Consider the following 24,591-nt stretch of genomic DNA (forward strand, 5'->3'; position numbering starts at 1 on the left):
GCCCTCAGTTCGATTTCGCCTCGGCCGGGCCGGCGGCGGTGCCTTCGATGGCGTCCGCCACTTCCAGGAGGGCGGCGGCCAAGGCCCGCAGGAGGTCCGGCGGCATGGCCACCTGCACCGCCGGGGAGGGCTTGCCCGGCTTGGGGACGCCCACTTCCAGCCGCACCCCGCCGGTGGCGCCGTCGAACACCGCCGTGGTGAAGGCCTGCAACGGCCACACCTTCAGCCGACCGGCCTCGTCCTTGTCCCAGCTTTCGAAATCCATGCTCGGGCGCATCCCTGTCGCGGCCCGCTCCGGTGGCGGGCACATCTCAGCCTGATGCCGGGAGCGTCTGCCGCACGGTCCCGACTGGTATTCTGCATATCATGCCGCGCCGTGCTGCGGGAGCCCGGGGCTTCGGCCCGGCGGTGCGGCCACCACATGTGCTTTCTGCTCGCCATGGTGCGATGCGGCATCGACGCGGCCGCATCGCGGCGGTATAGCTCGCAAATAGCGCAAGGGAACGTTTCCATTGCTGTCCGTCATCATTGCAACGCACAACTGCGAACACCTACTCGTGCCGGCGCTGTCCGCTCTGGTGCAGGGGGTTACCGCGGGGATTCTGCGGGACGTGACGCTGGTGGACAGCGGCTCCACCGACGGCACCGCCACCATTGCCGATGCGGCGGGATGCGTCTTCCTGCCCTCCGTGAACGACGTGGGCGTGCGCCTGCGGCAGGGCGCGGCGCAGGCGCGCGGCCGCTGGCTCATGTTCCTGTCTCCCGGCTCCATCCTGGAAGAGGGCTGGGCGCGGGAGGTGGCCACCTTCATCGAAACGGCGGAACGACGCGGGCAGGCCGAGCGCCTCGCCGCCACCTTCCGCCTTGCGGTGGACGGCTACGGCATCGGCCCGCGCCTCGGCGAGGCCATGGCGGTGGCCCGCCTGGCGCTGCTGGGCCTTCCCACGCCGGCGCAGGGGCTGGTCATTTCCCGCAAGCATTATGACAAGCTCGGCGGCCACCCCTCGGGGGTGAAGGCGGAGCGGCGGCTCGTGGCGCGCATCGGCCGCCGGCGCATCCACCTGTTGCGGCCGCATGTGCTGCTGCCGGGCGCGGGCGCCTGAACGGCGCGACCCCGCCGCTCCCCAAACTCTCCCCTTGGCGAACGGCCCGGGTTGCGCATAGATGGCGGCGCGGGGTCGGACCTGCCTGCCGTGGAAGACGGAAGGCGGGAGCCGGTCGGTCATTTCTCGCAAGGGGGCCGGTCGCACGATCTGCGGGACGCACGCCTTCGCGTCCTCCGCAGCGCACGCCCGCCGCCCGCAACGGTGCTTCAGCACCGAGGGAGCGGTCCATGGACCTTCGCCGTCGTCTCCTGTCCCTCAGCCTGTTCGCCGGGCTTTGCCTTGGCGCGGCAATGCCCGCTGCCGCCCAGGATGCGGCCGCCGAGGCCGCCCGGGACTATGCCCAGGCCCAGCGTCCCGCGCTCGCCCCGGCCGCGCAGACGCCGCTGCCGCCGCGTCCCGCCGGCCTCAAGACCTTCCAGCGCTCGGACCTGGTGAGCGGCGCGCGGCGCTACGAGCGCCTGCTGCGGCGCGAGGCCACCGTTCCCGCCCCACCCCTCGACCGGGCGCGCCGCGACGCCGCCCAGGCCTTCCAGCGCAACGATGCCCGCACCGCGGCCGAGCTCTATGCCGGCCTTGCGGTGGCCGAACCGCAGGATGCCGGCGTCTGGCTGCGCCTCGCCCGCGCGCTCAACGCCATCAAGCCCAACGAGAATGAGGACGCCTACACCTTCTCCGACAATGCCCTGGCAGCCGCCTTCATCGCCTATCGCCGCGCCACCACGCGGGCGGAGGAGGGCGAGGCGCTGACGCTCATCGGCCAGATCTATGCCACCCGCCGCCTGTGGAACGCCGCCCTCGACACGCTGAAGCTGGCCCTGGAGCTGCGCGACACGCCCGCCGAGCGCGCCTTCTACGAGAAGCTGAAGGAGGAGCACGGCTTCCGCCTGGTGGACTATACGGTGGAATCCGACGCCGCCGCCCCGCGCGCCTGCGTGCAATTCTCCGAGGATCTCGCCGCCGGCACCGATTTTTCGGCCTTCGTGCAGGTGGCCGGCATGGCGAAGCCCGCCATCACCGCCGAAGCCCGGCAGATCTGCGTGGAGGGCCTGAAGCACGGGGAGCGCTATGTCGTCGCCGTGCGGCCCGGCGTGCCTTCGGCCACCGGCGAGCGCCTGCGCCGCGCCACGGAGCTTTCCCTTTATGTGCGCGACCGCCAGCCCTCGGTGCATTTCAGCGGCCGTAACTACGTGCTGCCGCGCACCGGGCAGAAGGGCATTCCCCTTACTTCGGTGAATGCCAGCGCGGTGAAGGTGAACATCCTGCGCATCGGCGACCGCAGCCTGGTGCCCACCGCCATCCAGGGCGAGTTCCGGCAGGGGCTCGACACCTATGTGCGCGAGCGCCTCGCCGAGGGAACCGCCATCGCCATCTATTCCGGCGTGCTGGAGGTGGACAGCCCGCTCAATGCGGAGGTCACCACCGCCGTGCCGGTGACCGAGGCGGTGGGCCGGCTGGAGCCCGGCGTCTATGTGATGACCGCCGCGCCGGAAAAGGGGACCACGGACGACGAGTACGGCACCGAAGCCACCCAGTGGTTCATCGTCTCCGACCTCGGTCTCACCGCCCTTTCGGCGCAGGACGGCGTGCATGTGCTGGTGCGCGCCCTGGGCAGCGCCGAGCCCATGGCGGGGGCGGAGGTGCGCCTCGTCGCCCGCTCCAACGAGGTGCTGGGCACCGCCCGCACCGACGCCGACGGCTATGTGCGCTTTGATCCCGGCCTGTCGCGCGGGCCGGCGGGGCTGGCGCCGGAAGTGGTGGTGGCGCGCACCGATGGCGGCGACTACGCCTTCCTCTCCCTGAAGGACACGGCCTTCGACCTCACCGACCGCGGCGTCGCCGGCCGCGAGGCCCCGGCAGGGCTCGACGCCTTCCTCGCCACCGAGCGCGGCGTCTACCGCTCGGGCGAGACGGTGCATCTCACCGCTTTGCTGCGCGATGCGCAGGGTCGCGCCGCCGCCGGCGTGCCGCTGACGCTGCAGATGGTGCGGCCGGACGGGGTGGACGACCGCCGCCTGGCGGTGCCCGACCAGGGCGCCGGCGGGCGCACGGTGGACCTGCCCCTTTTGGCCGGCGCCATGACCGGCACCTGGCGGGTGAAGGCGCTGACCGATCCCAAGGCCCCGCCCATCGGCGAGGTCACCTTCCTGGTGGAGGATTATGTTCCCGACCGGGTGGAGTTCAACCTCACCGCCCGCGAGCCCGCCCTGCCGCGCAACCGCCCGGTGGAGGTGCTGGTGGAGGGCCGCTTCCTGTTCGGCGCCCCCGCCGCCGGGCTCGACGTGGAGGCCGAGGCCGAGCTGCGCGCCGCCGCGGCGCGGCCGGGCTTCGCCGGCTATGCCTTCGGCAACGGGGAAGACGAGGTGCTGGCCGAGCGCCAGCCGGTGGCGGACGCCCCGCGCACCGACCCGCGCGGCCGCGCCAGCCTGCGCCTCGGCGCCTCCGAGCTGCCGCGCACCGCCCGCCCGCTGGAGATGGAAGCCATCGTGCGGCTGGTGGAGAGCGGCGGGCGCGCGGTCCAGCGCACCATCGTGCTGCCGGTGGCCCCCGCCGGCAGCCAGATCGGCGTGAAGCCGCTCTTCACCGACCGGGTGCGGGAGGGCGAGGCGGCCAGCTTCGACGTGGTGGTGGCCGGCGCCGACGACAGGCTGCTGGCCGCCCCCGGCCTGTCCTGGAAGCTCTCGCGCATCGAGACGCGCTACCAATGGTACCGGGTGAGCGGATCTTGGGACTATGAGCCGGTGAAGATCGTCACCCGCGTGGCCGAAGGGCGGCTCGACACGATCGCCGACGGCCCCGCGCGCCTTTCCGTGCCCACCCAATATGGTCGCTACCGCCTCGACATCATCGGCGACGGGCTGCCCCTCACCAGCGTGCCGTTCGAGGCCGGCTTCGGCGGCGACGGCAATGCGGAGACCCCCGACAAGCTGGAACTGAGCCTCGCCCGCGCCGCTTACGCCACCGGCGACACGCTGGAAGCCACCCTCACCGCCCGCACCGCCGGCACCGCCTCGGTGCTGGTGCTGAACGAGGGCCTGCTGGCGCAGAAGCTGGTGAAGGTGGTTCCCGGCGCCAACAAGGTGAGCTTCCCGGTGGCCGATGGCTGGGGACCGGGGGCCTATCTGGTCGCCTTCCTGCACCGCCCGCTGGACGTGGCCGCCAGCCGCATGCCGGGCCGCGCCATCGGCCTCGCCTGGTTCTCGGTGAACCGCGAGGCGCGCACGCTGAATGTGGAGCTGGCCCCGCCCGCGCAGATGCGCCCCAACGCCACCCTTTCCATTCCCGTGCGCATCGGCGGCCTTGCTGCCGGCGAGGCGGCCTATGTGACGGTGGCGGCGGTGGATGTGGGCATCCTCAATCTCACCGGCTACAAGCCGCCGGCCCCGGACGCCGCCATCTTCGGCCAACGGCGCCTTGCGCCGGAGATCCGCGATTTCTACGGCGCCCTGATCGACGGCATGCAGGGCGCCGCCGGCCGGCTGCGCTCCGGCGGCGACGGCGGGGAGGAGGGGCTGAAGACCAGCCCGCCCGCCGGGCCGCCGCTGGCGTTGTTTTCCGGCATCGTCGCGGTGGGGCCGGACGGCACCGCCACCGTCTCCTTCCCGGTGCCCGCCTTCGACGGGACCGCGCGGGTGATGGCGATGGCCTGGAGCGCCGGCAAGCTCGGCCATGCCGCCACCGACGTGGTGGTGCGCGACAAGGTGGTGATGCTCGCCACCCTGCCGCGCTTCCTCGCCGCCGGCGACCGCTCCACCCTCAACCTGGACCTCACCAATGTGGAGGCGCCGGAAGGGGAATATCGCCTCGACCTGTCGGCCACCGGCGCCGCCGCGGTGACCAGCCAGCCCCCGCCGCTGACGCTGGCGGCGAAGCAACGCCAGGCCCTGCGCCTGCCGCTGGAAGGCCGGGGCGTCGGCCCCGCCACCGTCACCGCGCGGCTGACGGGGCAGGGGATCGACATCACCCGCAGCTTTGAAATGGTGGTGCGTCCGGCCTACCCGGACATCGAGCGGCGCACCGTGCGCAATCTCGGCCCCGGGGAGAGCCTCGCCGTCTCGCGCGACCTCATCGCCGATCTCCTGCCCGGCACCGGCAGCGTGGCGGTGAGCGTCACCCCCTCCAGCGCCATCGACGTGCCGGCCCTGCTGGCGGCCCTCGACCGCTACCCCTATGGCTGCACCGAGCAGGTGACCAGCCGCGCCCTGCCACTGTTGTCCTACAACGATCTCAGCGTGCTGGTGGGCCGTGCCCCGGACCCGGAGGCGGACGGGCGCATCCGCGACGCCATCGTGCGGGTGCTGGCCCGGCAGGGGGCGGACGGCTCCTTCGGCCTGTGGACGGCGGGCGGCACCGACACCTGGCTCGACGCCTATGTGGTGGATTTCCTCACCCGCGCGAAGGAGAAAGGCTTTGCCGTGCCCCAGCCGGCCTTCGCCCTTGCGCTGGACCGGCTGCGCAATGTGGTGAACCTCGCCGGCGCCGACATGCGCGCCCAGGGCGAGAACACCGCTTATGCCCTCTATGTGCTCGCCCGCAACGGGCGGGCGCCGCTGGGGGACCTGCGCTACCTCGCCGACACCCGGCTGAAGGATCTGGCCACCCCGCTGGCCAAGGGGCAGGTGGCCGCCGCCCTCGCGCTGCTGGGCGACCGCAGCCGGGCGGAGCGGGCCTTCACCGTGGCGATGGAAGGGCTGCCTGCCAATCCCGGCGCGCCGGTGGCGGGACGGGCGGATTTCGGCTCGGTGCTGCGCGATGCCGCCGCCCTCACGGTGCTGGCCCGGGAGGCGGGGCTGGAGAAGCTCGCCGACGCGGCCATGGCGCGGGTGGATGCGGCCCGGGTGCGCACCGAGCGCACGTCCACGCAGGAGAATGCCTGGCTCGTCCTCGCCGCCCGCTCCCTCGTGGCCAGCGCCGCCAACATGGCGCTGGAGGTGGACGGCACGCTGCTGCGCGGCCCGTTCGGCCGCAAGCTCGGCCGCGCCGATCTCGACCGCGGGCCGGTGACGGTGAAGAATGTGGGCACCGAGCCGGTGAAGATGGTGGTGTCCGTCAACGGTGCCCCGGTGGCGCCGGAGCCGGCCATCGCCCGCGGCTACACGCTGGAACGGCGCTATTTCACCCTGGACGGCAAGCCGGCCGACCCCTCGAAGGCGGTGCAGAACCAGCGCTTCGCGGTGGTGCTGAGCTTCAGCGAGGCGCAGGGCGCGCTGGCCGATACCCTCCTGGTGGACTATCTGCCCGCCGGATTCGAGATCGAGAACCCCAATCTGATCCAGGGCGGGGAGGACGGCGGCTTCGCCTGGCTGGATGCCACCAGCGAGGCCGGCCACGTGGAGTTCCGCGACGACCGCTTCGTCGCCGCCGTGACCCGGGAGGAGGGCGACGAGCCCTTCGTGGTGGCCTATGTGGTGCGCGCGGTGTCGCCCGGCCGCTATGCCCATCCCCCCGCCATGGTGGAGGACATGTATCGCCCCGACCGCTTCGCCCGCACCGCGGCGGGAAGCCTGGAGGTGGCGCCGGGCCGATGAGCGCGACCTCGCCAGCAGACCCGGCCGGACCACCCAAGCGCTCCGGCGGGCGGTGGTGGCGCCGGCTGGGCCTTGCGGTTCTGGCCGGCGCCCTGGTTGTGGCCGGCACCGTCCAGGGCGGCCTCGCACTGGTGCGGGCCGGGGCTCCGCCGCCGCCGCAGGCGCCGGTGTCGGTGGAGGTGCTGGACCGGGACGGCCGCCTGCTGCGGCCGTTCGCGCTGTCGGATGGCCGCTGGCGCCTCGCCGCCGGCGCGGCGGACGTGGACCCGCGCCTGCTGGCCATGATCCTCGCCTATGAGGACCGCCGCTTCGAAGGGCATTCGGGCGTCGATCCCCTGGCGCTGCTGCGCGCGGTGGGGCAGGCGGCCCGCTCCGGCCGGGTGATTTCCGGCGGCTCCACCTTGACCATGCAGGTGGCCCGCCTCACCACACCGCCGCGGGCGCGCACCCTGGGCGCCAAGCTGGACCAGATGCGCCGCGCGGTGCAGCTGGAGGCCCGCCTCACCAAAGCGGAAATCCTCGGCCTCTACCTCACCCTCGCGCCCTATGGCGGCAATGTCGAAGGGGTGCGCGCCGCCGCCCTCACCTATTTCGGCAAGGAGCCGCGCCGCCTCACCCTGGCCGAAGCCGCCCTGCTCGTCGCTCTGCCGCAATCGCCGGAAGCCCGCCGGCCGGATCGGAATGCGGCGCGGGCGCGGGCGGCGCGTGACCGGGTGCTGGACCGGCTGGCGGCCCAAGGCCTGCTTTCCGCAGACGAGGTACGGGTGGCGAAGGCCGAGCCGGTGCCCGCCCTGCGCCGGCCCCTGCCGCAGCTGGCGCCCCATCTGACCGGGGAGATGGCGGCGGCCCGCCCCGCGCTGGTGCGCCATGGGCTGACCCTCGACGGCGCGCTGCAGGAGCGGCTGGAGGACCTCCTGCGCGAGCGCACCCGCGCTCTCGGCCGGGGCCTGTCCGCCGCCATGGTGGTGCTCGACAACGACAGTTCGCAAGTGCGCGCCTATGTGGGCTCGGCCGATTTCACCGACCGCGCGCGGGCCGGGGAGGTGGACCTTGCCCGCGCGGTGCGCTCGCCGGGCTCCACCCTCAAGCCCTTCATCTATGCGCTGGCGTTCGAGGACGGCATCGCCCATCCCGAAACCCTGATCGAGGACCGGCCCGCGCGCTTCGGCGCATGGCGGCCGGAGAATTTCGACCGCACCTTCCAGGGCACCCTTTCGGTGCGCAAGGCGCTGCAATTGTCCCTCAATGTGCCGGCGGTGCGGCTTCTGGAGGCGGTGGGGCCGCAGCGCCTCGCCAGCCGTCTGCAGCAGGCGGGGGCACGGCTGGAACTGCCGCCCGGGGCCGCGCCGGCTCTGCCCATGGGCCTCGGCGGCGTGGGCATCCGCCTTATCGACCTCACCATGCTCTATGCGGCGCTGGCGCGGGGCGGGGAGGCGCAGGCGCCGGTGTTCCGCCGCGAGGACGCCATGCTGGCGCCGCCGCGCCGCGCCCGCCTGGTGGAGGCGGTGGCCGCCTGGTATGTGGGCCAATCGCTGCTGGGCACGCCCGCGCCGGAAAATGCCCTGGGCGGGCGCATCGCCTTCAAGACCGGCACCTCCTACGGCTATCGCGATTCCTGGGCGGTGGGCTTCGACGGGCGACGCACCGTGGGCGTCTGGGTGGGGCGGCCGGACGGGCAGGCGGTGGCGGATCTCACCGGGCGGGCTGCGGCGGCGCCGCTGCTGTTCGATGCCTTCGCCCGCATCGTGCGCACGCCGGCCGGGCTCGGGCCGGCGCCCAAGGGGGCATTGATGGCCGGCAATGCGCGCCTGCCGCCGCCGCAGCGGCATTTCGGCCGCACCCGGCAGGATGAGCCGCTGCAGGTGGTGTTTCCGCCCGACGGTGCGCGGGTCGCCGGTGCCGATGCTCAGGCGCTGGCCCTGAAGGTGGACGGGGGGACCTTTCCCCTCACCCTGCTCCTGGACGGCCGGCCGGTGGCCCGGGCCGAGGACCGGCGCACCCTGTTCTGGACGCCGCAGGGCCGCGGCTTCGCCCGCCTCACCGTGATCGACGCCGCCGGCCTGACCGACAGCGTGATGGTGCGGGTGGAATAGCGCCGGGGTCCGGGGGCCTCGGGCGAAGCCGCGCGGCGCCATTCAAAAGAAAAATCCCGCCGCGCCGGGAGGCGGGCGGGACAAGGCACTGGGAGGAAACGCTGGGAAGGAGAGGCCGGGCAGGCGCGCCTTCACGGCAGCGCACGCCCGGCGAAAACCTGCAGCCTCCGATGAGGCCGCTTGCGGCTCAGCGGCCGCGGGCGACCACCTGGGGAATCTCCTCGCGGGAGATGCCGAGACGGGCGAGCTCGCTGTTGCTCATGTGGGAGAGGTGCTCGTACCGGTCCGCCATGCGGCGGGCTTCGGCGACGGCGGAAAAGAACTCGGACACCGCAGCGCCCATGCGCCCGAAGAGTCCGGTTTCGCGGGTGGGGTTCGCAGTGATCGTGGCCATTTGTGCCTCCATTTGATGGGACATAGATAGGCCGCTTGCGTGCGATGCAATATAGACAATTGTGCATGGCACCACTGCGCATGCCGTATACCAGATTGCCTGTGGGATTTGCGAAAAGCCGCTAGACCCCGGCCGGCGAATTGCGTATAGAGCGCCCCTGCCTTCCGGGCGCGCCCCCTGCCGCTCCGTTCTCCGGCCCTACCAGCCGGCGCGGACCAGACGCCAGCCCGACCAGGCGCCGTTGGGGGATAGTTCAACGGTAGAACAGCGGACTCTGACTCCGTTAATCTAGGTTCGAATCCTAGTCCCCCAGCCACTTTCAGCAAATGGCTCCAAATCCGTGATCCGCCGGAGATCACCGCGCGTGCACGCATCGTCGGCGCGGTTTTTTCGTCCGCGGGTCATGGCCTGCGCCCGGACGGCTTGGGGCGCCGGCGTCCGGCGAGGGGCCGGCCGCGCCGGTCATGCCTTCCGGCGCTGGCGCCCATGATCTGCAGGTCCGGGGACCGCTGGCTTCAAGACGCTTTGTCGTCCTCATTCCGAGAAAGGGCTGCCGCGGCCCAGAAAGCTGCCGCCAGCAGGAGGCCTCCCACCGCCATGGCCGAAAGCACTGCGCCATAGGCGTTAGATTGCGCCCAGATGAGCGCGGCGCCGGCTGGTGCCAAAGCCCGCGCGAGCATGGCGGGCGCCGCCAGCGCGCCATTTACCGCGCCATAGGCCTGCCGGGTCAGCATTTCCGGCACGGCGAGCCCGCGCACGATGGTCATGATGCCGTTGGCGCTGCCGTAGAGCGCCATGATTGCCGCCACCAGGGCAAAACCGGGCGGCAGCCATGCCAGGGCGAGGATGGCGACGGGAAAGGCCAGAACCGCACAGCTGCCGATGAGCCGCACCGGCGCGCGCGGCGCGAACACCGAGACGGCGATGCGCCCCGCCACCTGGGTCGGGCCGATGATGGCCATGGCCGCCACCACGCTTCCGGGCGTGAGGCCGCGCTCCAGCAGCAGGGGATAAAGGTGGAAGGTGAAGGCGGAGAAGGTGGCGGCATAAGCGGTGAAGGCCACCGCCAGCGCCCAGAAGGTGGGCCGCCGGGCCACGCGCCCCATGACCTGCCGCAGGGTGGCCGCACCCGATAGCGCAAGAGCGTGCGCCGACGATGCCGCATGGTCGGCCGCCGGCCGGATCACCGCGGCATAAAGCGGGGCGCACACTGCAAGGTTCACGGCGCCAAGCACCACCAGCGCGCCGCGCCAGCCCACCTGATCCAGCAGGATCTGGATCAGCGGAATGAAGAGGGTGGAGGCGAACCCGCCCCAAAGGGTGAGCGCGGTGATGCCGGCCCGGGCGCCGGCTGCCCCGGTCCGGCGCGCCACCACCGCGAACGCCGGCTCATAGAGGGTCGCCGCCTGCAGCATGCCGAGGATGGCCATCAGGCCGTAGAACAGCCAGAGCTGCTGCACCTGCGACCAGGCCAGGAGGGTGAGGCCGGCAAGCCCGGCACCTCCCGCCATCACCCACCTGCCGTGTCCCCGGTCGATGGCGGCACCCACGGGAAAGGCGGCAAGGCCGCCGAGGGCGAGGCCGAGGGTGGCGGCGCCGAACAGGTTCGGCTTCGACCAGCCGAGGTCATGCCCCATGGCCTCGGCCATCAGAGGAAAGCTGTAATAGAGCGACCCCCAGGAGCAGATCTGGCCGATGCCGAGGCCGGTGATGAACAGGCTGCGCCCGGAGAGGGGGGCCGCCGGTGCCGGCGGCGCGTGCTCTCCGCTCAGGCTGCGGCTCATGCGGCCGTACCGCAGTAGTGTGGCGCTTCCATCTGCAACGGGCCGGTAGCGCAGCCGCAGCCGTCCGCGCCGCAGGCATCGGCATTCCCAGGCGCTGGGCCACCGCAGCAACCGGATGCTCCCGCTGCCACCGGCGCGGCGCTGCAGGCGCCGGTCTCCGGCAGTACCAGATGGACACGCCGCGCCGCGTCGTGATCGCCGGCGATCTCCGCCGCGATGGAGCGCACCTGCTCATAGCCCGTGGCCATCAGCAAGGTGGGGGCGCGGCCGTAGGACTTGGAGCCGACGATGTAGACGCTCGGCTCGGGGTGGGCGAGTTCCACCGTGCCATGGGGCAGGACGGTGTCGCACGAATGCTGGTTCGGCGCGCTCCAGCCGGTTTCCTCCAGCAGCGTGCGGGCGGCCGCGTCGATATTGTAGCCCCAGGGCGAGAACACCCGCACATGGCCCCAGGCCTTGAGCGACGTGCCGGCGCCGGCTCCGCGTTCGAAGGCGAGGGGCGTCAGGCCGCGGGCCAGAAGATGCGCCGCGGCGGCAAGCCCCACCGGGCCGGCTCCGATGATGGCGACGGGCAGCGATGCGGTCATGACGGCAGACTCCGATGCTCGATCCATCGAGGAGCAATGCTTGGGGGCAAAGGAATGCGGCTCAGGGGCAGCATCCCCCGGGGCTCCCGTCCCCGCCCGGCGCGCCGGCGATCATCTTCTCGGCGTCGGCCAGGCAGCGGGTCACGTCCATCCAGGCCTCCACCGCCACCTTGAAGGCGGCACGGCCCTTGTCGGTGAGAGTGTAGACCTTGCGCTCGCGGCCCGAGACGACCTCACTTGCCGCGGTGACGTAGCCGCCCTCCTCGAACTCCCGCAGCACCGGATAGATGGTGCCCTCGGTGGGGGAGCAGCAGCCGTTGGTGGTCGCCTCCACCGCCCGTGCCACGTCGTATCCGTGCATGGGCCGCTGGTGCAGCACGCACAGGATGAAGAACTTGGACAGGCTCATCTTGATGGTGCCGTTCCAATAGGCGCGGCTCAGGAAATCGGGCCCTGGCCGCGGCACAGGAGCCGGCGACGGCGACGGCGGAACGGATAGGGTAGCAGATGGGGAGGTTCGCGACATGTTGGAAGGCTATGCATTGATCATCAATGCGTCAACCATCAAGGTTGAGCGCAAAGCGGCTCCGGCCTGCCCCGCGCATATCCGTGCCGTGCGCGATCCCGGCGGCGCTCAAGCCGCGAGCCAGCGGGCAACGTCGTCCGGCTTCGGCAGGCCGCCCGCATGCACCACCTTGCCGTCGATGACGATGCCGGGGGTCGAGGCGATGCCGTAGCCGGCGATCAGCGCATAGTCGGTGACCTTTTCCACCGTGACGTCGAGCCCGAGCTTGGCCGCCGCGTCCCGCACCATCTGCGCCGTTGCCTCGCAGCGGGAGCAGCCGGGGCCGAGCACTTTGACGTCTTTCATGGCTTTTGCCTTTCTTGCTTTAAGAAAACAGCGCGTTGAACAGGAAGCCCACGGCCAGGATGCCGGTTGCCACCACGCCGATGAACACGGCGATCAGCTTCAGGCTCAGCACTTTGCGCAGGATGATCATTTCCGGCAGCGACAGAGCGATGACCGCCATCATGAAGGCGAGCACGGTGCCCAGCGCCGCCCCCTTGGCCAGCAGGGCCTCCACCACCGGGATGATGCCCGCGGCATTGGAATACATGGGAATGCCCAAAAGGACCGCGGCGGGAACCGACCACCACGCATCCCGCCCCATGATGGAGGCGAGCAGGTCCGCCGGCACATAGCCGTGGATGAAGGCGCCGGCCGCGATGCCGGCGATGATCCACATCCAGACCTTGCCGACGATGTCGCGCACCGCGTCAAGGCCGGCTTTGATGCGCTCCACCAATGTCATGCCGTTGGCGGGCAGATCCGCGGGGGTGGCGCGCACATTGCGCACCCAGTCTTCCAGCCAGCCTTCCAGGTGCAGCCGGCCGATGACCCATCCGGCGATGATCGCCACCGCAAGGCCGAAGGCCAGATAGGTGAGCGCCACCTTCCAGCCGACCAGCGCGAACAAAAGGCCCAGCGCCACCTCGTTGACCATGGGCGCGGCGATGAGGAAGGAGAAGGTGACGCCCAGGGGCACGCCGGCGGAGACGAAGCCGACGAACAGCGGCACCGCCGAGCAGGAGCAGAAGGGCGTGACGATGCCGAGGCCGGCGGCCGCGACATTGCCGAGCCCCTCGCGCTTTCCGGCCAGCAGCGCACGGGTGCGCTCGGCGGAAAAGAAGCTGCGCACCACGCCCATGGCGAACACCACCAGCGTCAGCAGCATCAGCACCTTGGGCGTGTCGTAGATGAAGAACGTGACCGCATCGGCAAGATGGCTGCCCGGCTCCACCGGCAGGCGGGCCACCAGCCATCGGGAGAAAGGCGCGAGCTGCGCATAGACCACGAACCAGAGCGCGATCGCTGCGACGGTCCCCGCCGCCCAGGCCAGAGGCGAGGCCTCCCGCGGCGGCTTGCGCCCGGTCAATGACAGGTCGGCGCTCATGCGGCTCTCCTCTTCGATGAAGAGTCCAGGCTATTGAGGACGGCATCGACGATGGCCGCCTGCTCGGCCGGCAATTCAGGATTGCGACGGTAGCGCACCCATTGGGCATCCCGCCGATCCACCACGACGCCAGCCTGCTTGAGCACCGCCATATGGCGCGACATGCGGGACTGGGTGACACCGAGGACGCGCACGAGCTCGCAGACGCAATGCTCGCGCCCGTCCCACAGCAGGCGGACCGCCGCGAGGCGGGTGGGCTCGGCCAGGGACGCCAGAAAGGTGAGGGTGGATTGCATGCGCCCTATATGCCATCATCCGCATATGCGTGCAAGCGCATTTAAAAGCATGCTGGCGACGCTGTTCATTTTCCGGCAGAAACCGGGCCTTTTCGGACGTGCCAGCGCCCGCCGGATAGCGACGTCACCCCAGTGCGCAATGGCGCTGTGCCGGCGCACGTTGCAATCGATACGCGTCGCGCACCCTGATTCGCCATTGAAAACAGCCAACTTTTGGACCTTGCGTCCCCCCTGCGCAGATGCCAGCGTCGTGATAGCTTGGCCGTAGGGACGGACGGAGGTCGGGGACGTCATGACCGAGACCTTGGACTGGCGCAACGAGGGCATCCTTGCAGTCCTCGACACCATCCCCGCCGCCGTGTTCGTCAAGGACCCGGAAAGCCGCTTCATCCTGATCAACCAGCACTGCGAAGCCCAGTGGGGCGTGGAGCGCGCCGCCGTGCTGGGGCGCACCGGAGCCGGTATCTTCCCGGCAGACCAGGTGCGGCGGCTGATGGAGAACGACCGGCGCGTGCCCAATGGGGGCGCCATCGCGTGCGAGGAGGTGGTCCGCAACATCGCCCTCAAGCAGGACCGCACCCTGCGCACCCTGCGCCGCCGCATCTGCGACCGGAACGGCGCGCTGCGCTTCCTGGTGGGCGTGTCCATGGACATCACCGAGGGCAAGCGCACCGAGCGCGCCCTGAAGGACAGCGAGGAGAAGCTGCGCGGCCTGTTCGAGCTCTCTCCCCTCGGCATCACCCTCAATGGGCTGGACGGCTCCTATCTCGACTTCAACAAGGCCTTCACCGCCATCTGCGGCTACAGCGCCGAGGAGTTGCGCAGCCTCGACTATTGGAGGCTCACCCCGGAAAAATACGCCGCGCAGGAACGTGAACAGCTCAGCATGCTGCTCACGCGCGGCCAATACGGTCCCTACGAGAAGGAATACATCCGCAAGGACGGCAGCCTCGTTCCCCTCCGCCTCACGGGGGTGCTGCTGCGCGGCGGCGACGGCCAAGCCTATATCTGGTCCATCGTCGAGGACATCACGGTGCAGAAGGAGGTGCAGGAGGCGGTCTGGTACCACGCCAATTTCGATGACCTCACCGGCCTGCCCAACCGGCGCCTGTTCTACGAGCGGCTGGAGAAGGAAATTGCCCGGGCGCGCACAGCCGGCCATCGGATGGCGCTGCTGTTCATCGATTTCGACCGCTTCAAGGAGATCAACGACGCCTACGGCCACGACCGGGGCGACATGCTGCTGCGCGAGGCGGCCGCGCGCCTCGGCAGTCAATTGAACGAAGGCGACGTGGTGGGGCGCCTCAGCAGCGACGAATTCATGGTCGTCGTCGGTGGCGCCGACGATCCGAACCGCGCGGACGAACTGGCCGGCCGCATCCGTGACACCCTGTGCAAGCCGTACCGGCTCGGGCCGGACCTCGCGCATTCCTCCGTCAGCATCGGCATCGCCGTGTTCCCGGAGGATGGCGACGACGCCGACGCACTGGTGCGCCATGCCGATCAGGCCATGTACGAGGCCAAGGCGCTCGGCCGCAACCGCTACCGCTTCTTCCGCAAGGTCATGCAGGACGAGGCCACCCGGCGCATCCGCATCGCCAACGAGCTGCGCGACGCCATCGCCAGCCAGCAGTTCTGCCTGTTCTACCAGCCCATCGTCGAACTCTCGACCGGCGCGCTGGTGAGGGCGGAGGCCCTGCTGCGCTGGCAGCATCCCGAGCTTGGCCTCGTCGGGCCCGGCGACTTCATCCCCATCGCCGAGCAGACCGGCGAGATCATCGCCATCGGGCAGTGGGTGTTCGAGGAGGTCCTGCGCCAGATGGAGGCGTGGGACCGCGCCGGCCTGCCGCCGCTGAGCGTGGCGCTGAACCGCTCGCCCATCGAGTTCCGCCAGTCCTTGGACGTGCTGGACCGCTGGGCGGCGGGCCTCGCCGCGCACGGACTGCCCGGCCAGCGCCTCATCGTCGAGATCACCGAGGGGCTGCTGGTGGAGCTCAGCGATGCGGTGCGCGACCAGCTCGGCCGGTTTCGGCAGATGGGGATCGCGCTGGCCCTCGACGATTTCGGGACCGGCTATTCCTCGCTCGCCTACCTGAAGAAGTTCGATGTGGACTTCCTCAAGATCGACCGCACCTTCGTGCAGGGCGTCGCCGATGGCTCCGACGATCTCGCCTTGTGCGAGGCCATCATCGTGATGGCGCAGAGGCTCGGCATCGACGTGATCGCCGAGGGCATAGAGACGCCCGAGCAGCGGGCACTGATCGCCGCCGCCGGCTGCCGGTACGGACAGGGCTTCCTGATCTCCCGCCCGCTGCCGGCGGACGCCTTCGCCGCCTATCTGGCCCGCAGCCCCTTGCCGGCGGGGTGAGGCGGGAGCGTGGACGCGGGCGGCAGGGCACGCGGCAGGAGCTGCGCGGGCAGGTCGTCCACGCTGTCCACCACCAGGTCGGCCTCGCACAGAAGATCGGCCAGGGGCATGGGGCCGGTCCGTACCAGAATGAAGCGCGCGCCCGCGCCCCGTGCCGCGGCAAGGTCGTGGGCGCTGTCGCCCACCACCGCCACGGCCCCCGGCCGGTGGCCGAACCGCTCCATGAAGGCGCGCACCATGCCCGGGCCGGGCTTGGAGCCGAAGCCCGTATCGTAGCCGTGCACGGCGCTCAGCAGCCCGTCAATCCCCAGTGCCTGCGCCTGCTGGCGGGCGTTGGCCTCGGCATCGTTGGTGACCATGCCGAGATCGAGCCCGCCGGCCTTGAGCTGCTCCAGCACCGCCTTCGGCCGTCCGATGGGAGTGAGGTGGCGCAGGCCCTCCTCGGCGAACAGCCGGTCGATGAGGGCGAGGAAGTCCGCCGTCGCCGTGCGGCCCAGCGCCTGCGCCCACAGGGGGCCGTAATGGGCGGAGGAGCCGGACACCAGCGGCGAGGTGGGCAGGAAGCGTTCCGCGTCGGCGAGATAGTGGCTCACCGCCTCCAGCCGCGCCGCCGCCGCCCCGTCGCCGCCACTGAGGCTGCGGATGACCGCGCCCGCTGCCGGACCCCAGGTGCGGTCGAAATGCACCAGGGTGCCGTCCTTGTCGAAGAGCACAGCCGTCAGGTCGCGCATGATCCGCCGCCGGGGGAGGGTGGGGAAGGGGCCCCATATCGTATCGACCGGGCCGCGGGGCTTCTCTACTATCACGATCATCATGCATTCGCGACGACCCGCGCCGCCGCGCCACCGCTCCATTGCCTGTCCTGCCGCCATCGACGGGATGTCCCTGCGCGGGAGGCTGGCGATCGCGTCGGTGGCCGTGCTTCTGGCCGGCGGCACGGCGCTGGCTGAAACCTCCGCTCCGCTGCCGCCGCAACGGCCCCTGGCGCGGACCATGCGCGCGCCGCGCGCCGCTTTGCCGGCGGTGCCTCTGCCGCCGGCCCGGCCTGCCGAGCTGGACGCCGCCCAACCCGCGGCAGCAGAGGCGGTGGCACCGGAGGAGGCAGAGCCGGAGGCTGACGACCCCCGCGTGGATGCCCCGGCCCGTTTGGCATCGCGCAGCGTGCGGCAGGAGCCGGAGCCCGAGCCCGAGCCGCCCGGCGCGGCGCTGCCCCCCACGCGGACGGAGCCGACGCTTCCCGCCGGCGGCGCCGGGGCCGGGGCGCCTCCCGCAGGAGCACCCGCGGGCTTGCCGGCTCCCTGCGCGGCGCTGGTGGCGGAGCGCATCATCGTCGCCGCGGCGGAGCCGGGCATCACAACGGGAACAAGCTGCGGCCTGAAGCAGCCGGTGCGGCTTTCGGCGGTGTGGCTGCGCGACGGACGGCTGGTGGAGATGCGGCCGGCGGCCATCCTCAAATGCGACGTGGCGGCCGCCGTGGCGGACTGGGTGCGGGAAGACCTCGCCCCCGCCGTGGCCGCTTCGGGCGCGCCCCTGGACGCGGTGAAGGTTGCGGCCTCCTATGATTGCCGGCCGCGCAACCGCATGGCGGGCGCGCGCATGAGCGAGCATGGCCTGGGCAATGCCGTGGACGTGGGCGGCTTCGAACTGGGCGACCGGCGCACCCTGGCGGTGGAGAAGGGCGGGCTGCCGCCGGCCCTGCGCGCCTCCATGAAGGAGAGCGCCTGCCGTCGCTTCACGACGGTGCTCGGCCCCGGCTCCGACGGCTATCACGAAGACCACATCCATGTGGACCTCGCCCAGCGCAAGCGCGATTTCAGGCTCTGCCGCTGGAACCTCGATGCCGGCGCCGCCGTGGCCGCGAAGACCGATGCTTCCGGGCGCAAGACCGGCACCGCTGCCGCCGCCCCCGCGGGCAAGGCTTCCGGGACACCGGCGCCGGAAAGGCCGGCCACCGGTGGCACGGGAGCGGGAACCGGCGAGGCCGGATCGAAGGCGGCGGGAAGCCGGGCGCCGGGCACACCGCCGCCACCCGCCGGCACGCCGGGGCAGAAGCCGGCAACCGCCGGCGGTAAGTCCGGCTCAGTTCAATAATCGCAGGACGATCCGCCCGCCCCTTCAGGGGCGCGCCGGCGGCTCCATCTGCGCGCCTGCCGGCATATTGGCCCGGGGGAGGGAGGCGGGGACCCGCGGGGTGCGTTCCACCGTCAGGGCCGGGCTGTCCCCGGTCATCCACGCGGCGGGGCCGGGACGGCTTTTGCGTTGCGCCCAGGGGGGGGCCGCCTGGCCGCCCGGAACCGCAGGCTGGCGGGGTTCCGCACGCAAAGGCAAAGGCGGCGCGCATGAAAAAGGGCGCGGCCAAGCCGCGCCCCCTTCCGGCCTCCCGGGCCAGATCTTCACCCTGGGCCGAGGCTCAGAGCACCACCACTTCGGCGCCTGCCGGCACGCGGTTGTAGAGGTCGATCACGTCTTCGTTCAGCATGCGGATGCAGCCGGAAGAAATGGCCTGCCCGATATATTCCGGCTGGTTGGTGCCGTGGATGCGGAACAGCGTGTCGCGGCTACCCTGGTAGAGGTAGAGCGCCCGCGCGCCCATGGGGTTGTGCGGCCCGGGACCCACATAGGACGGAAGGCCAGCGATGCGCTGGTGGATTTCCGGGGTGGGGGTCCAGCTCGGCCATTCGGCCTTGCGGCCCACCTTGGCCTGCCCGCGGAACGCCAGGCTCTCCTCGCCGACGGTGACGCCGTAGCGGATCGCCTTACCGTTCCCTTCCACATAGTAAAGGAACTTGTTCGGGGTATCCACGACAATGGTCCCCGGCTTCTTGCTCGTCGGATACTCGACGATATGACGCGCATACTGCCCCGAAGGCTTGACATTCGGGTACGGCGCATTCGCCAGCAGTTGCTTGTCCTTTGGCTTCAGCGCCGAGTCCGGCGCCGGCGCATAGGTCTCCGACATGCAGCCGCTGAGCATCAAACCCGCCAGCAGTGCTCCGACCGCCCGCCACATCATGCTTGCCTCTTTTGACTCTACCTTGTCGCACAAGGAGGATTCGATCCCGCCGAATTGGATTAACCCAATGTACGCCATGCTTGAAGTGTCGAGGTGGCGCTTGCCACCTGCTTCTGAGAAAGCGTTGCAGAAATGCCGCACAGGCTCACCTTTCGGCAACCGCCTTTGGAGTTTCTCAAGAGTTTGGGGTCCTACTCTTTGTATGACCTTGGAGAAGTCGCACCGCTTGCACAGTTTTGACGCGATCGGCCGCCATCTCTCGAAGGGTCACGCGAAGGTGCCGCAACGGCAAAAGGCACCGTACAGGAGTATGACATGTCTACCGGACAGCCGTCGCAGGGTCTCAGCGCCCGGGTGGAATCGGATCTGAAGCGTCAGGCCCAGAGCGGCCAGTGGCGGGACATCGGCATCTCGGCCGTAGCCGCCGCGGCCCAGCAGGCCAGCGAGAAGCGTCTCGCCCAGGCTGCGGGCGTGAGTGCTGGCGAGCCCAACCGGGTGGTCACCCTGAAGGACATCGACCACCTCGCCGCGTGAGCCATCCCGCCCCTCTTCCCGCCGGGCTTCAGGTTCTGCGGGCACCGGGGTAAGGAAGGCTGCGCCCTGACCCGGTGCGGGGCCGGGCGGGACGCCGCAGGAATTCCCTTCAGGTTGCGTCCGGGCTATGAGGCCCGGGCATCCGTCCGGGGAACCGCAGCATGATCACCGCTTATGTCGCCTCCGGCGGAAGCCTCGTCGCCGTGCCCGTGGGCGATGGCGCCATTCCGGCCGAAACCATCTGGCTGGACCTCGTCTCTCCCGTCGAAGCCGACGACCGGCGCGCGGAAGCCTTCGCCGGCATCTCGGTGCCGACGCGGGAGGAGATGGGCGAGATCGAGCAGTCGAGCCGCCTTTATGTGGAGGGCGGCGCGCGCTACATGACCGCCGCCTTGTTGTGCGGGGCCGACACCGAAACCCCGGCCATGCTGGCGGTCACCTTCATTCTCTCCCAGGGCCGGCTCATCACCGTGCGCTATGGCGAGCCGCGGGCCTTCCCCAGCGTCGCGGGGCGCCTGGCCAAGGTCTGCCCCACCGGCATCACCGGCGAGGCCCTGTTCATCACCCTCCTGGATGCGGTGGTGGACCGCTTCGCCGACGTGCTGGAGCAGATCGGCGCCGATGTGGAGCGCATCTCCAAGCGCATCTTCGATCGCTCCCGCGGCCGCGAGAACGCCAACCAGCGCTACCGCGCCATCCTTTCCCACATCGGCCGCAAGGAAGGCATCCTTTCCTACGCCCGCGAGAGCCTCGCCTCGCTGCAGCGGCTGCTCTCGTTCCTCGGGACGGAAACCGACGGCACCACCGTGGGCAAGGATGCGAAGGCATCCATCAAGTCCATGAGCCGCGACGTGGCCGGCCTGTCGGATTATGCCAATTTCCTCGGCGACAAGCTGCAGTTCCTGCTGGATGCCACCATCGGCATGGTCGGACTGGAGCAGAACAACATCATCAAGATATTTGCCGTGCTCTCTGTGGTGCTGATGCCGCCGACGCTGATTGCTTCCATCTACGGCATGAACTTCCAGCACATGCCGGAGCTGGACTGGACCTATGCCTATCCGGCGGCGCTGGTGGCCATGGTGATCTCGGGCATCCTGCCCTACGTCTTCTTCAAGTGGCGCGGCTGGCTGTAGGTGCGGGCCGCAGCGCGTTCTCTATCCTTAAGTGAGAGGGCGATTCACCGATCAAACTGAGTCAATTTGATCGGATCGCGCTCTAGACGTGCTGCCCGCCGTTGATGTGGATCTCCGCCCCGTTGAGGTAGGAGGCGGCCTGCGAGCACAGCACGAAGACGATCTCGGCCACCTCGTCCGGCGTGCCGAGCCGCTGCATGGGAATCTGCGCCACGATCCTGTCGGTTCCCGGGGAGAGGATGGCGGTGTCGATCTCCCCCGGGGCGATGGCGTTGACGCGGATGCCGCGGCGGCCGAAATCCGATGCCATCTCCCGCGTCAGCGCCGCCAGCGCCGCCTTGGAGGTGCCATAGGCCGCGCCGGCGAAGGGGTGCACCCGCGAGCCGGCGATGGAGGTGACATTCACCACCGAGCCCTGCGCCCTTTCCAGCTCCGCCGAAAGCCCCCGCGCCAGCATGATGGGGGCGAAGAAATTCACCTGGAACACGTCCACCCAGGTTTCCAGGTCGGTGTCCAGCGTGCCGAGGCGCGCCCCGCCCTCGCCCTTGGGGGAGATGGCGGCATTGTTGACGAGGGCGTGCAGCCTGCCGTCCGGCAGGCGCTGCTTCACCTCGGCGATGGCGGCAAGGGTGCTGGCGGGGCTGGAAAGGTCCACCTGGATATGATCCTCCGGGCCCGCGCCCCACGGGCACTTTTCCGGAAAGGCGTGGCGCGAGCAGGAGATGACGCGCCAGCCGGCGGCGGAAAAGCGCTTCACCGTGGCGTGGCCGATGCCGCGGGACGCCCCCGTCAGCAGCATGATGCGCGGCGCGGCGTCGGGTTCGGCGGTCATGGTTCAGCCTCGCGGGCGGCAATGGTTCAGTTGGGGCATGGCCACAAGCATCACCGGTCGGCGCCGCGGTCAAGGGCCATGGAGGCCGGCATCAGGGATAGAGCCGGGTCCTGGTCCAGGCGGCGCCTTCGCCGTCGCGGCGGAACACCACCCGGTCATGCAGGCGGAACGGCCGGTCGTGCCAGAATTCGATGGCCACCGGCAGCACCCGGAAGCCGGTCCAGTGGGGCGGGCGCGGCACGGTGCCGAGGCCATATCGCGCCGTCGCCGCCGCCACCGCCGCCTCCAGCGCGAAGCGCCCCTCCAGCGGACGGGACTGGGTGCTGGCCCAGGCGCCGATCTGCGACAGGCGGGGCCGGGTGGCGAAATAGGCGTCGGCCTCGGCGTCGCTCACCTGCTCCACCGGGCCGCGCACCCGCACCTGCCGGCGCAGGGACTTCCAGTGGAACACCAGCGCCGCCTTCGGCGTGGCCGCCAGCTCGCGCCCCTTGGCGCTTCCGGTATTGGTGAAGAAGACGAAGCCGCGCGCGTCCAGCCCCTTCAGCAGCACCATGCGCGCATCCGGCAGGCCGTCGGGGTCCACCGTGGCCAGGGTCATGGCATTGGGGTCGTTGGGCTCGCTCTTGCCGGCCTCCTCCAGCCAGTCCGAAAACAGCCGGAAGGGCTCGGAGACTTCCGTGAAATCACTGGTTGTTAAGGGGTTCTGGGCTTCCATGGGGGTGCCTGATGTCATCTGGGAGCCCTTCGTGCCTTGCCGTTCGCCGGTCGCCCGCCTCGCGCAACGCCCGCAGAAGTGCCCGGCGGTTTTGCGTCCGGCGTTGCGCGAAATCAATGGGACGCCGCGAGGCAGCCGCTCCTTTCTCTATAATCGCCTGCGGCGCGCGCGCGAAGGCCTGCGGTGCCTCGCCGGCCTCGGGCTCCTCGCCGTAGCGCTCGCCGGCTGCGCCACCCCCGGCGCCGTGGACGACGACATGCTGGTCACCGGCTCCATTCGGCCGCGGCCGGTGGCGCTGCCCGAGCCCGACGGCGCCGCGCCGAAGGGCATCTTCGCCGGCGACTGGGCGCAGGCGAAGCTGGCCCTGGAGCAGGCCCTCGATTCGCACCAGAAGGATGTGTCCATCCCCTGGGAAAACCGCGAGACCGGCGCCCGCGGCACCGCCACGCCCATCGGCACGGCGCGGGCCGGCGGCTGCCGCGACTTCACCATCTCCCTGGTGGACGGAAAGACCGCCGACCGCTGGATTCAGGGGGAGGCGTGCCGCTCCCGCTCCGGCACCGTGGTGTCGCAGGTCCGGGTGCTGGGGCGCGCCTGAGGCCGGCGGCGGCAGAAACGCCGCAACCTTGCCTGCGCCTTGGGCGTTGCATTTTCCGCGCCATGAACCACATCTTTGATGCGGTCGGACGACGAGCGCCGGCCGGCGAGGTGAATTTTCATGCGTGATCCCTACGACGTCCTCGGCGTTTCGAAGACCGCCGACGAAGCCGAGATCAAGCGCGCCTACCGGAAGCTGGCGAAGAAGCTGCATCCGGATGCCAACGCGTCCGACCCCAAGGCCCAGGACCGCTTCGCGGAACTCAATACCGCGCACGAGATCCTGTCCGACAAGGAGAAGCGCGGCCAGTTCGACCGCGGCGAGATCGACGCCGAGGGCAAGCCGCGCGCGCCCGAATTCACGGGCTTCGGCGGCGGCGGCCCGCGGCGCGGACCCGGCGGCTTTTCCGGCTTCGACGGCGACACCATCTTCGAGAGCTTCTCCTTCGGCCCCGAAGGGGTGCGCCGTGGCGCCCGTGGCGGTGGCGGCGGCAGGGGCTTCGAGGACGTGGGCGACATCTTCGGCTTCGGCCGCCAGCGCCGCTCCGCCGGGGGCGGCTTCGCGCCGCAGCCGGGCGCCGACATGGAGATCACCCTTCCCGTTTCCCTGGAGGAGGCGGTGGAAGGCGCCTCCAAGCGCGTGGGGCTGCCCAACGGCAAGCAGATCGACATCAAGATCGCCGCTGGCACCCGCGAGGGCCACCGCATGCGCCTGAAGGGGCAGGGCGAGCCGAGCCCCATGGGCGGGCCGGCAGGTGACGCCTATGTCACCATCTCCTATGCCCCCCACGCCACCTTCGAGCGGGACGGCGACGATCTGCGCCAGGCGGTGGACGTGGACCTTGCCGATGCGGTGCTCGGCGCGAAGGTGCGGGTGCCCACCCTTTCGGGCGCCGTGGACCTCGCCATTCCCGCCTGGACCTCCGGCGGGCGCACCTTCCGCCTGCGCGGCAAGGGCCTGCCCACCGCCACGGGCGGCCACGGCGACCTCCTGGTGCGCATTAACCTGGTGCTGCCGAAGGAAAAGGACGCGGCGCTCGAGGACCTCATGCGCCGGCTGCGCGAAGCGGCGGCATGACCGCCCGCGCCCCGCGGGCCGGTAGGGGAGAACGGCCGCGGCCCATCGGCCACGCCCGCCTTCTTCCCATGCCCGTCCGCGCCCATTAAAGTCCGCGCCCCGAGCAATGGACCGACGGGTGCGCCATGTTTCTCGAGTTGCAGAACCTCTATTTCGAAGACCTGACCGTGGGGCGCACCGAGCGCATGTCGAAGACGGTGTCGTCGTCCGACATCGTCGGCTTCGCCGAGCTGACAGGGGATCGCAACCCCATCCACCTGTCCCAGCATTTCGCCGCGAAGACACCGTTCGGCGGCCGCATCGCCCACGGCCTCTACACCGCGAGCCTGATCTCGGCGGTGCTCGGCACCCGCCTGCCCGGCCCCGGCGCCATCTACATCTCCCAGACCCTCAATTTCCGCGCACCGGTCCGCATCGACGATACGGTGGACGTGGAAGTGCAGGTGGTGGAGCTGATTCCCGAGCGGTGCCGCGCGCGGCTGTCCTGCATCTGCAGGGTGAAGGGCGAGGTGGTGCTGGATGGCGAGGCGCTGGTGAAGGTGCCCTCATCCGGGGTGCAGAAGGTGGCGTCCGCCTGA

Annotated in this window: 22 protein-coding genes and 1 tRNA gene; 11 read left to right on the top strand and 12 right to left on the bottom strand. The window is 70.7% G+C overall.

What is annotated here, in order from left to right; all coding sequences use genetic code 11:
* Positions 1-4: 4 nt before the first annotated feature.
* Positions 5-265, bottom strand: coding sequence for a hypothetical protein (locus ACI7BZ_RS08885; protein WP_414116806.1), 261 nt, complete (start codon positions 263-265; stop codon positions 5-7).
* 247 nt (positions 266-512) lie between these two features.
* Between ACI7BZ_RS08885 and ACI7BZ_RS08890 the strand changes: the two genes are divergently transcribed.
* The 3 genes from ACI7BZ_RS08890 to pbpC all read left to right on the top strand — a co-directional run bounded on the left by ACI7BZ_RS08890 (position 513) and on the right by pbpC (position 8,724).
* A complete protein-coding gene (locus tag ACI7BZ_RS08890) occupies positions 513-1,103 on the top strand; it encodes a glycosyltransferase (RefSeq protein ID WP_414116807.1) in 591 nt (196 codons plus the stop codon).
* A gap of 230 nt (positions 1,104-1,333) precedes the next feature.
* Positions 1,334-6,631, top strand: a complete 5,298-nt coding sequence (locus tag ACI7BZ_RS08895; RefSeq protein ID WP_414116808.1) for an alpha-2-macroglobulin — start codon at positions 1,334-1,336, stop codon at positions 6,629-6,631.
* On the top strand, positions 6,628-8,724 hold the full coding sequence (gene pbpC, locus ACI7BZ_RS08900; protein WP_414116809.1) for a penicillin-binding protein 1C: 2,097 nt from the start codon (positions 6,628-6,630) through the stop codon (positions 8,722-8,724). The genes ACI7BZ_RS08895 and pbpC overlap by 4 nt, the downstream gene beginning before the upstream one ends.
* A 187-nt stretch (positions 8,725-8,911) precedes the next feature.
* Here pbpC and ACI7BZ_RS08905 read toward each other — a convergent pair whose 3' ends face one another.
* Positions 8,912-9,118, bottom strand: a complete 207-nt coding sequence (locus ACI7BZ_RS08905) for a hypothetical protein (RefSeq protein ID WP_414116810.1) — start codon at positions 9,116-9,118, stop codon at positions 8,912-8,914.
* A 242-nt stretch (positions 9,119-9,360) separates the two neighbouring features.
* Between ACI7BZ_RS08905 and ACI7BZ_RS08910 the strand changes: the two genes are divergently transcribed.
* Positions 9,361-9,434, top strand: a tRNA-Gln gene (locus ACI7BZ_RS08910).
* A 199-nt stretch (positions 9,435-9,633) separates the two neighbouring features.
* Here ACI7BZ_RS08910 and ACI7BZ_RS08915 read toward each other — a convergent pair.
* The 6 genes from ACI7BZ_RS08915 to ACI7BZ_RS08940 form a co-directional block, all read right to left on the bottom strand.
* Positions 9,634-10,902 carry an MFS transporter gene (locus tag ACI7BZ_RS08915; RefSeq protein ID WP_414116811.1) on the bottom strand — a complete coding sequence of 423 codons (1,269 nt, stop codon included), beginning with the start codon at positions 10,900-10,902 and terminating at the stop codon, positions 9,634-9,636.
* On the bottom strand, positions 10,899-11,516 hold the full coding sequence (locus tag ACI7BZ_RS08920; protein ID WP_414116812.1) for an FAD-dependent oxidoreductase: 618 nt from the start codon (positions 11,514-11,516) through the stop codon (positions 10,899-10,901). Before ACI7BZ_RS08920 ends, ACI7BZ_RS08915 begins: the two co-directional genes overlap by 4 nt.
* A 34-nt stretch (positions 11,517-11,550) precedes the next feature.
* Positions 11,551-11,955 (bottom strand): PadR family transcriptional regulator, encoded by a 405-nt coding sequence (locus tag ACI7BZ_RS08925; protein ID WP_414116813.1) that lies wholly within the window; start codon positions 11,953-11,955, stop codon positions 11,551-11,553.
* A gap of 168 nt (positions 11,956-12,123) precedes the next feature.
* A complete protein-coding gene (locus ACI7BZ_RS08930) occupies positions 12,124-12,360 on the bottom strand; it encodes a thioredoxin family protein (protein WP_414116814.1) in 237 nt (78 codons plus the stop codon).
* 19 nt (positions 12,361-12,379) lie between these two features.
* Complete coding sequence (locus ACI7BZ_RS08935) at positions 12,380-13,444, bottom strand: permease (RefSeq protein WP_414116815.1); 1,065 nt, start codon at positions 13,442-13,444, stop codon at positions 12,380-12,382.
* On the bottom strand, positions 13,441-13,740 hold the full coding sequence (locus ACI7BZ_RS08940) for an ArsR/SmtB family transcription factor (protein ID WP_414116816.1): 300 nt from the start codon (positions 13,738-13,740) through the stop codon (positions 13,441-13,443). Before ACI7BZ_RS08940 ends, ACI7BZ_RS08935 begins: the two co-directional genes overlap by 4 nt.
* A 292-nt stretch (positions 13,741-14,032) precedes the next feature.
* Here ACI7BZ_RS08940 and ACI7BZ_RS08945 point away from each other — a divergent pair, with 292 nt between their 5' ends.
* On the top strand, positions 14,033-16,108 hold the full coding sequence (locus ACI7BZ_RS08945; RefSeq protein WP_414116817.1) for a putative bifunctional diguanylate cyclase/phosphodiesterase: 2,076 nt from the start codon (positions 14,033-14,035) through the stop codon (positions 16,106-16,108).
* Here the strand turns inward: ACI7BZ_RS08945 and ACI7BZ_RS08950 are convergent.
* Entirely contained in the window at positions 16,075-16,839 is a 765-nt protein-coding gene (locus ACI7BZ_RS08950) for an HAD family hydrolase (protein ID WP_414116818.1), read from the bottom strand. The two genes, ACI7BZ_RS08945 and ACI7BZ_RS08950, sit on opposite strands and share 34 nt — an antisense overlap.
* A gap of 82 nt (positions 16,840-16,921) precedes the next feature.
* On the opposite strand from ACI7BZ_RS08950, the gene ACI7BZ_RS08955 reads away from it, so the two are divergent.
* Positions 16,922-18,199: an extensin family protein gene (locus tag ACI7BZ_RS08955; RefSeq protein WP_414116819.1), complete on the top strand. Its 1,278-nt coding sequence runs from the start codon at positions 16,922-16,924 to the stop codon at positions 18,197-18,199.
* Positions 18,200-18,518: 319 nt separating this feature from the next.
* Here the strand turns inward: ACI7BZ_RS08955 and ACI7BZ_RS08960 are convergent, their stop codons facing one another.
* Positions 18,519-19,121: a L,D-transpeptidase gene (locus tag ACI7BZ_RS08960; protein ID WP_414116820.1), complete on the bottom strand. Its 603-nt coding sequence runs from the start codon at positions 19,119-19,121 to the stop codon at positions 18,519-18,521.
* Between the two features lie 315 nt (positions 19,122-19,436).
* Here ACI7BZ_RS08960 and ACI7BZ_RS08965 point away from each other — a divergent pair, with 315 nt between their 5' ends.
* Both ACI7BZ_RS08965 and ACI7BZ_RS08970 read left to right on the top strand, forming a co-directional pair.
* On the top strand, positions 19,437-19,655 hold the full coding sequence (locus ACI7BZ_RS08965) for a hypothetical protein (protein WP_414116821.1): 219 nt from the start codon (positions 19,437-19,439) through the stop codon (positions 19,653-19,655).
* Between the two features lie 161 nt (positions 19,656-19,816).
* Positions 19,817-20,791, top strand: coding sequence for a magnesium transporter CorA family protein (locus ACI7BZ_RS08970; protein WP_414116822.1), 975 nt, complete (start codon positions 19,817-19,819; stop codon positions 20,789-20,791).
* Positions 20,792-20,873: 82 nt separating this feature from the next.
* Here ACI7BZ_RS08970 and ACI7BZ_RS08975 read toward each other — a convergent pair whose 3' ends face one another.
* A complete protein-coding gene (locus ACI7BZ_RS08975) occupies positions 20,874-21,590 on the bottom strand; it encodes an SDR family NAD(P)-dependent oxidoreductase (protein WP_414119120.1) in 717 nt (238 codons plus the stop codon).
* Positions 21,591-21,714: 124 nt separating this feature from the next.
* A complete protein-coding gene (pdxH, locus tag ACI7BZ_RS08980; protein ID WP_414116823.1) occupies positions 21,715-22,356 on the bottom strand; it encodes a pyridoxamine 5'-phosphate oxidase in 642 nt (213 codons plus the stop codon).
* 85 nt (positions 22,357-22,441) lie between these two features.
* Here pdxH and ACI7BZ_RS08985 point away from each other — a divergent pair, with 85 nt between their 5' ends.
* The 3 genes from ACI7BZ_RS08985 to ACI7BZ_RS08995 all read left to right on the top strand — a co-directional run bounded on the left by ACI7BZ_RS08985 (position 22,442) and on the right by ACI7BZ_RS08995 (position 24,591).
* Positions 22,442-22,936: an RT0821/Lpp0805 family surface protein gene (locus tag ACI7BZ_RS08985; RefSeq protein WP_414116825.1), complete on the top strand. Its 495-nt coding sequence runs from the start codon at positions 22,442-22,444 to the stop codon at positions 22,934-22,936.
* A gap of 120 nt (positions 22,937-23,056) precedes the next feature.
* Positions 23,057-24,013, top strand: coding sequence for a DnaJ C-terminal domain-containing protein (locus tag ACI7BZ_RS08990; protein WP_414116826.1), 957 nt, complete (start codon positions 23,057-23,059; stop codon positions 24,011-24,013).
* A 125-nt stretch (positions 24,014-24,138) separates the two neighbouring features.
* Positions 24,139-24,591 (top strand): MaoC family dehydratase, encoded by a 453-nt coding sequence (locus ACI7BZ_RS08995; RefSeq protein WP_414116827.1) that lies wholly within the window; start codon positions 24,139-24,141, stop codon positions 24,589-24,591.

Origin of the sequence: Xanthobacter sp. AM11, from assembly GCF_047444035.1 — a bacterium.
In the GTDB taxonomy this organism is placed as follows: domain Bacteria; phylum Pseudomonadota; class Alphaproteobacteria; order Rhizobiales; family Xanthobacteraceae; genus Xanthobacter.

Excerpts from the sequence above, each read along its gene's own strand:
- ACI7BZ_RS08885 (WP_414116806.1), bottom strand. The coding sequence starts at position 265 with ATGGATTTCGAAAGCTGGGACAAGGACGAGGCCGGTCGGCTGAAGGTG.
- ACI7BZ_RS08895 (WP_414116808.1), top strand. The coding sequence starts at position 1,334 with ATGGACCTTCGCCGTCGTCTCCTGTCCCTCAGCCTGTTCGCCGGGCTT.
- pbpC (WP_414116809.1), top strand. The coding sequence starts at position 6,628 with ATGAGCGCGACCTCGCCAGCAGACCCGGCCGGACCACCCAAGCGCTCC.
- ACI7BZ_RS08905 (WP_414116810.1), bottom strand. The coding sequence starts at position 9,118 with ATGGCCACGATCACTGCGAACCCCACCCGCGAAACCGGACTCTTCGGG.
- ACI7BZ_RS08915 (WP_414116811.1), bottom strand. The coding sequence starts at position 10,902 with ATGAGCCGCAGCCTGAGCGGAGAGCACGCGCCGCCGGCACCGGCGGCC.
- ACI7BZ_RS08920 (WP_414116812.1), bottom strand. The coding sequence starts at position 11,516 with ATGGATCGAGCATCGGAGTCTGCCGTCATGACCGCATCGCTGCCCGTC.
- ACI7BZ_RS08930 (WP_414116814.1), bottom strand. The coding sequence starts at position 12,360 with ATGAAAGACGTCAAAGTGCTCGGCCCCGGCTGCTCCCGCTGCGAGGCA.
- ACI7BZ_RS08935 (WP_414116815.1), bottom strand. The coding sequence starts at position 13,444 with ATGAGCGCCGACCTGTCATTGACCGGGCGCAAGCCGCCGCGGGAGGCC.
- ACI7BZ_RS08940 (WP_414116816.1), bottom strand. The coding sequence starts at position 13,740 with ATGCAATCCACCCTCACCTTTCTGGCGTCCCTGGCCGAGCCCACCCGC.
- ACI7BZ_RS08945 (WP_414116817.1), top strand. The coding sequence starts at position 14,033 with ATGACCGAGACCTTGGACTGGCGCAACGAGGGCATCCTTGCAGTCCTC.
- ACI7BZ_RS08950 (WP_414116818.1), bottom strand. The coding sequence starts at position 16,839 with ATGCGCGACCTGACGGCTGTGCTCTTCGACAAGGACGGCACCCTGGTG.
- ACI7BZ_RS08955 (WP_414116819.1), top strand. The coding sequence starts at position 16,922 with ATGCATTCGCGACGACCCGCGCCGCCGCGCCACCGCTCCATTGCCTGT.
- ACI7BZ_RS08960 (WP_414116820.1), bottom strand. The coding sequence starts at position 19,121 with ATGATGTGGCGGGCGGTCGGAGCACTGCTGGCGGGTTTGATGCTCAGC.
- ACI7BZ_RS08965 (WP_414116821.1), top strand. The coding sequence starts at position 19,437 with ATGTCTACCGGACAGCCGTCGCAGGGTCTCAGCGCCCGGGTGGAATCG.
- ACI7BZ_RS08970 (WP_414116822.1), top strand. The coding sequence starts at position 19,817 with ATGATCACCGCTTATGTCGCCTCCGGCGGAAGCCTCGTCGCCGTGCCC.
- ACI7BZ_RS08975 (WP_414119120.1), bottom strand. The coding sequence starts at position 21,590 with ATGCTGCTGACGGGGGCGTCCCGCGGCATCGGCCACGCCACGGTGAAG.
- pdxH (WP_414116823.1), bottom strand. The coding sequence starts at position 22,356 with ATGACATCAGGCACCCCCATGGAAGCCCAGAACCCCTTAACAACCAGT.
- ACI7BZ_RS08990 (WP_414116826.1), top strand. The coding sequence starts at position 23,057 with ATGCGTGATCCCTACGACGTCCTCGGCGTTTCGAAGACCGCCGACGAA.
- ACI7BZ_RS08995 (WP_414116827.1), top strand. The coding sequence starts at position 24,139 with ATGTTTCTCGAGTTGCAGAACCTCTATTTCGAAGACCTGACCGTGGGG.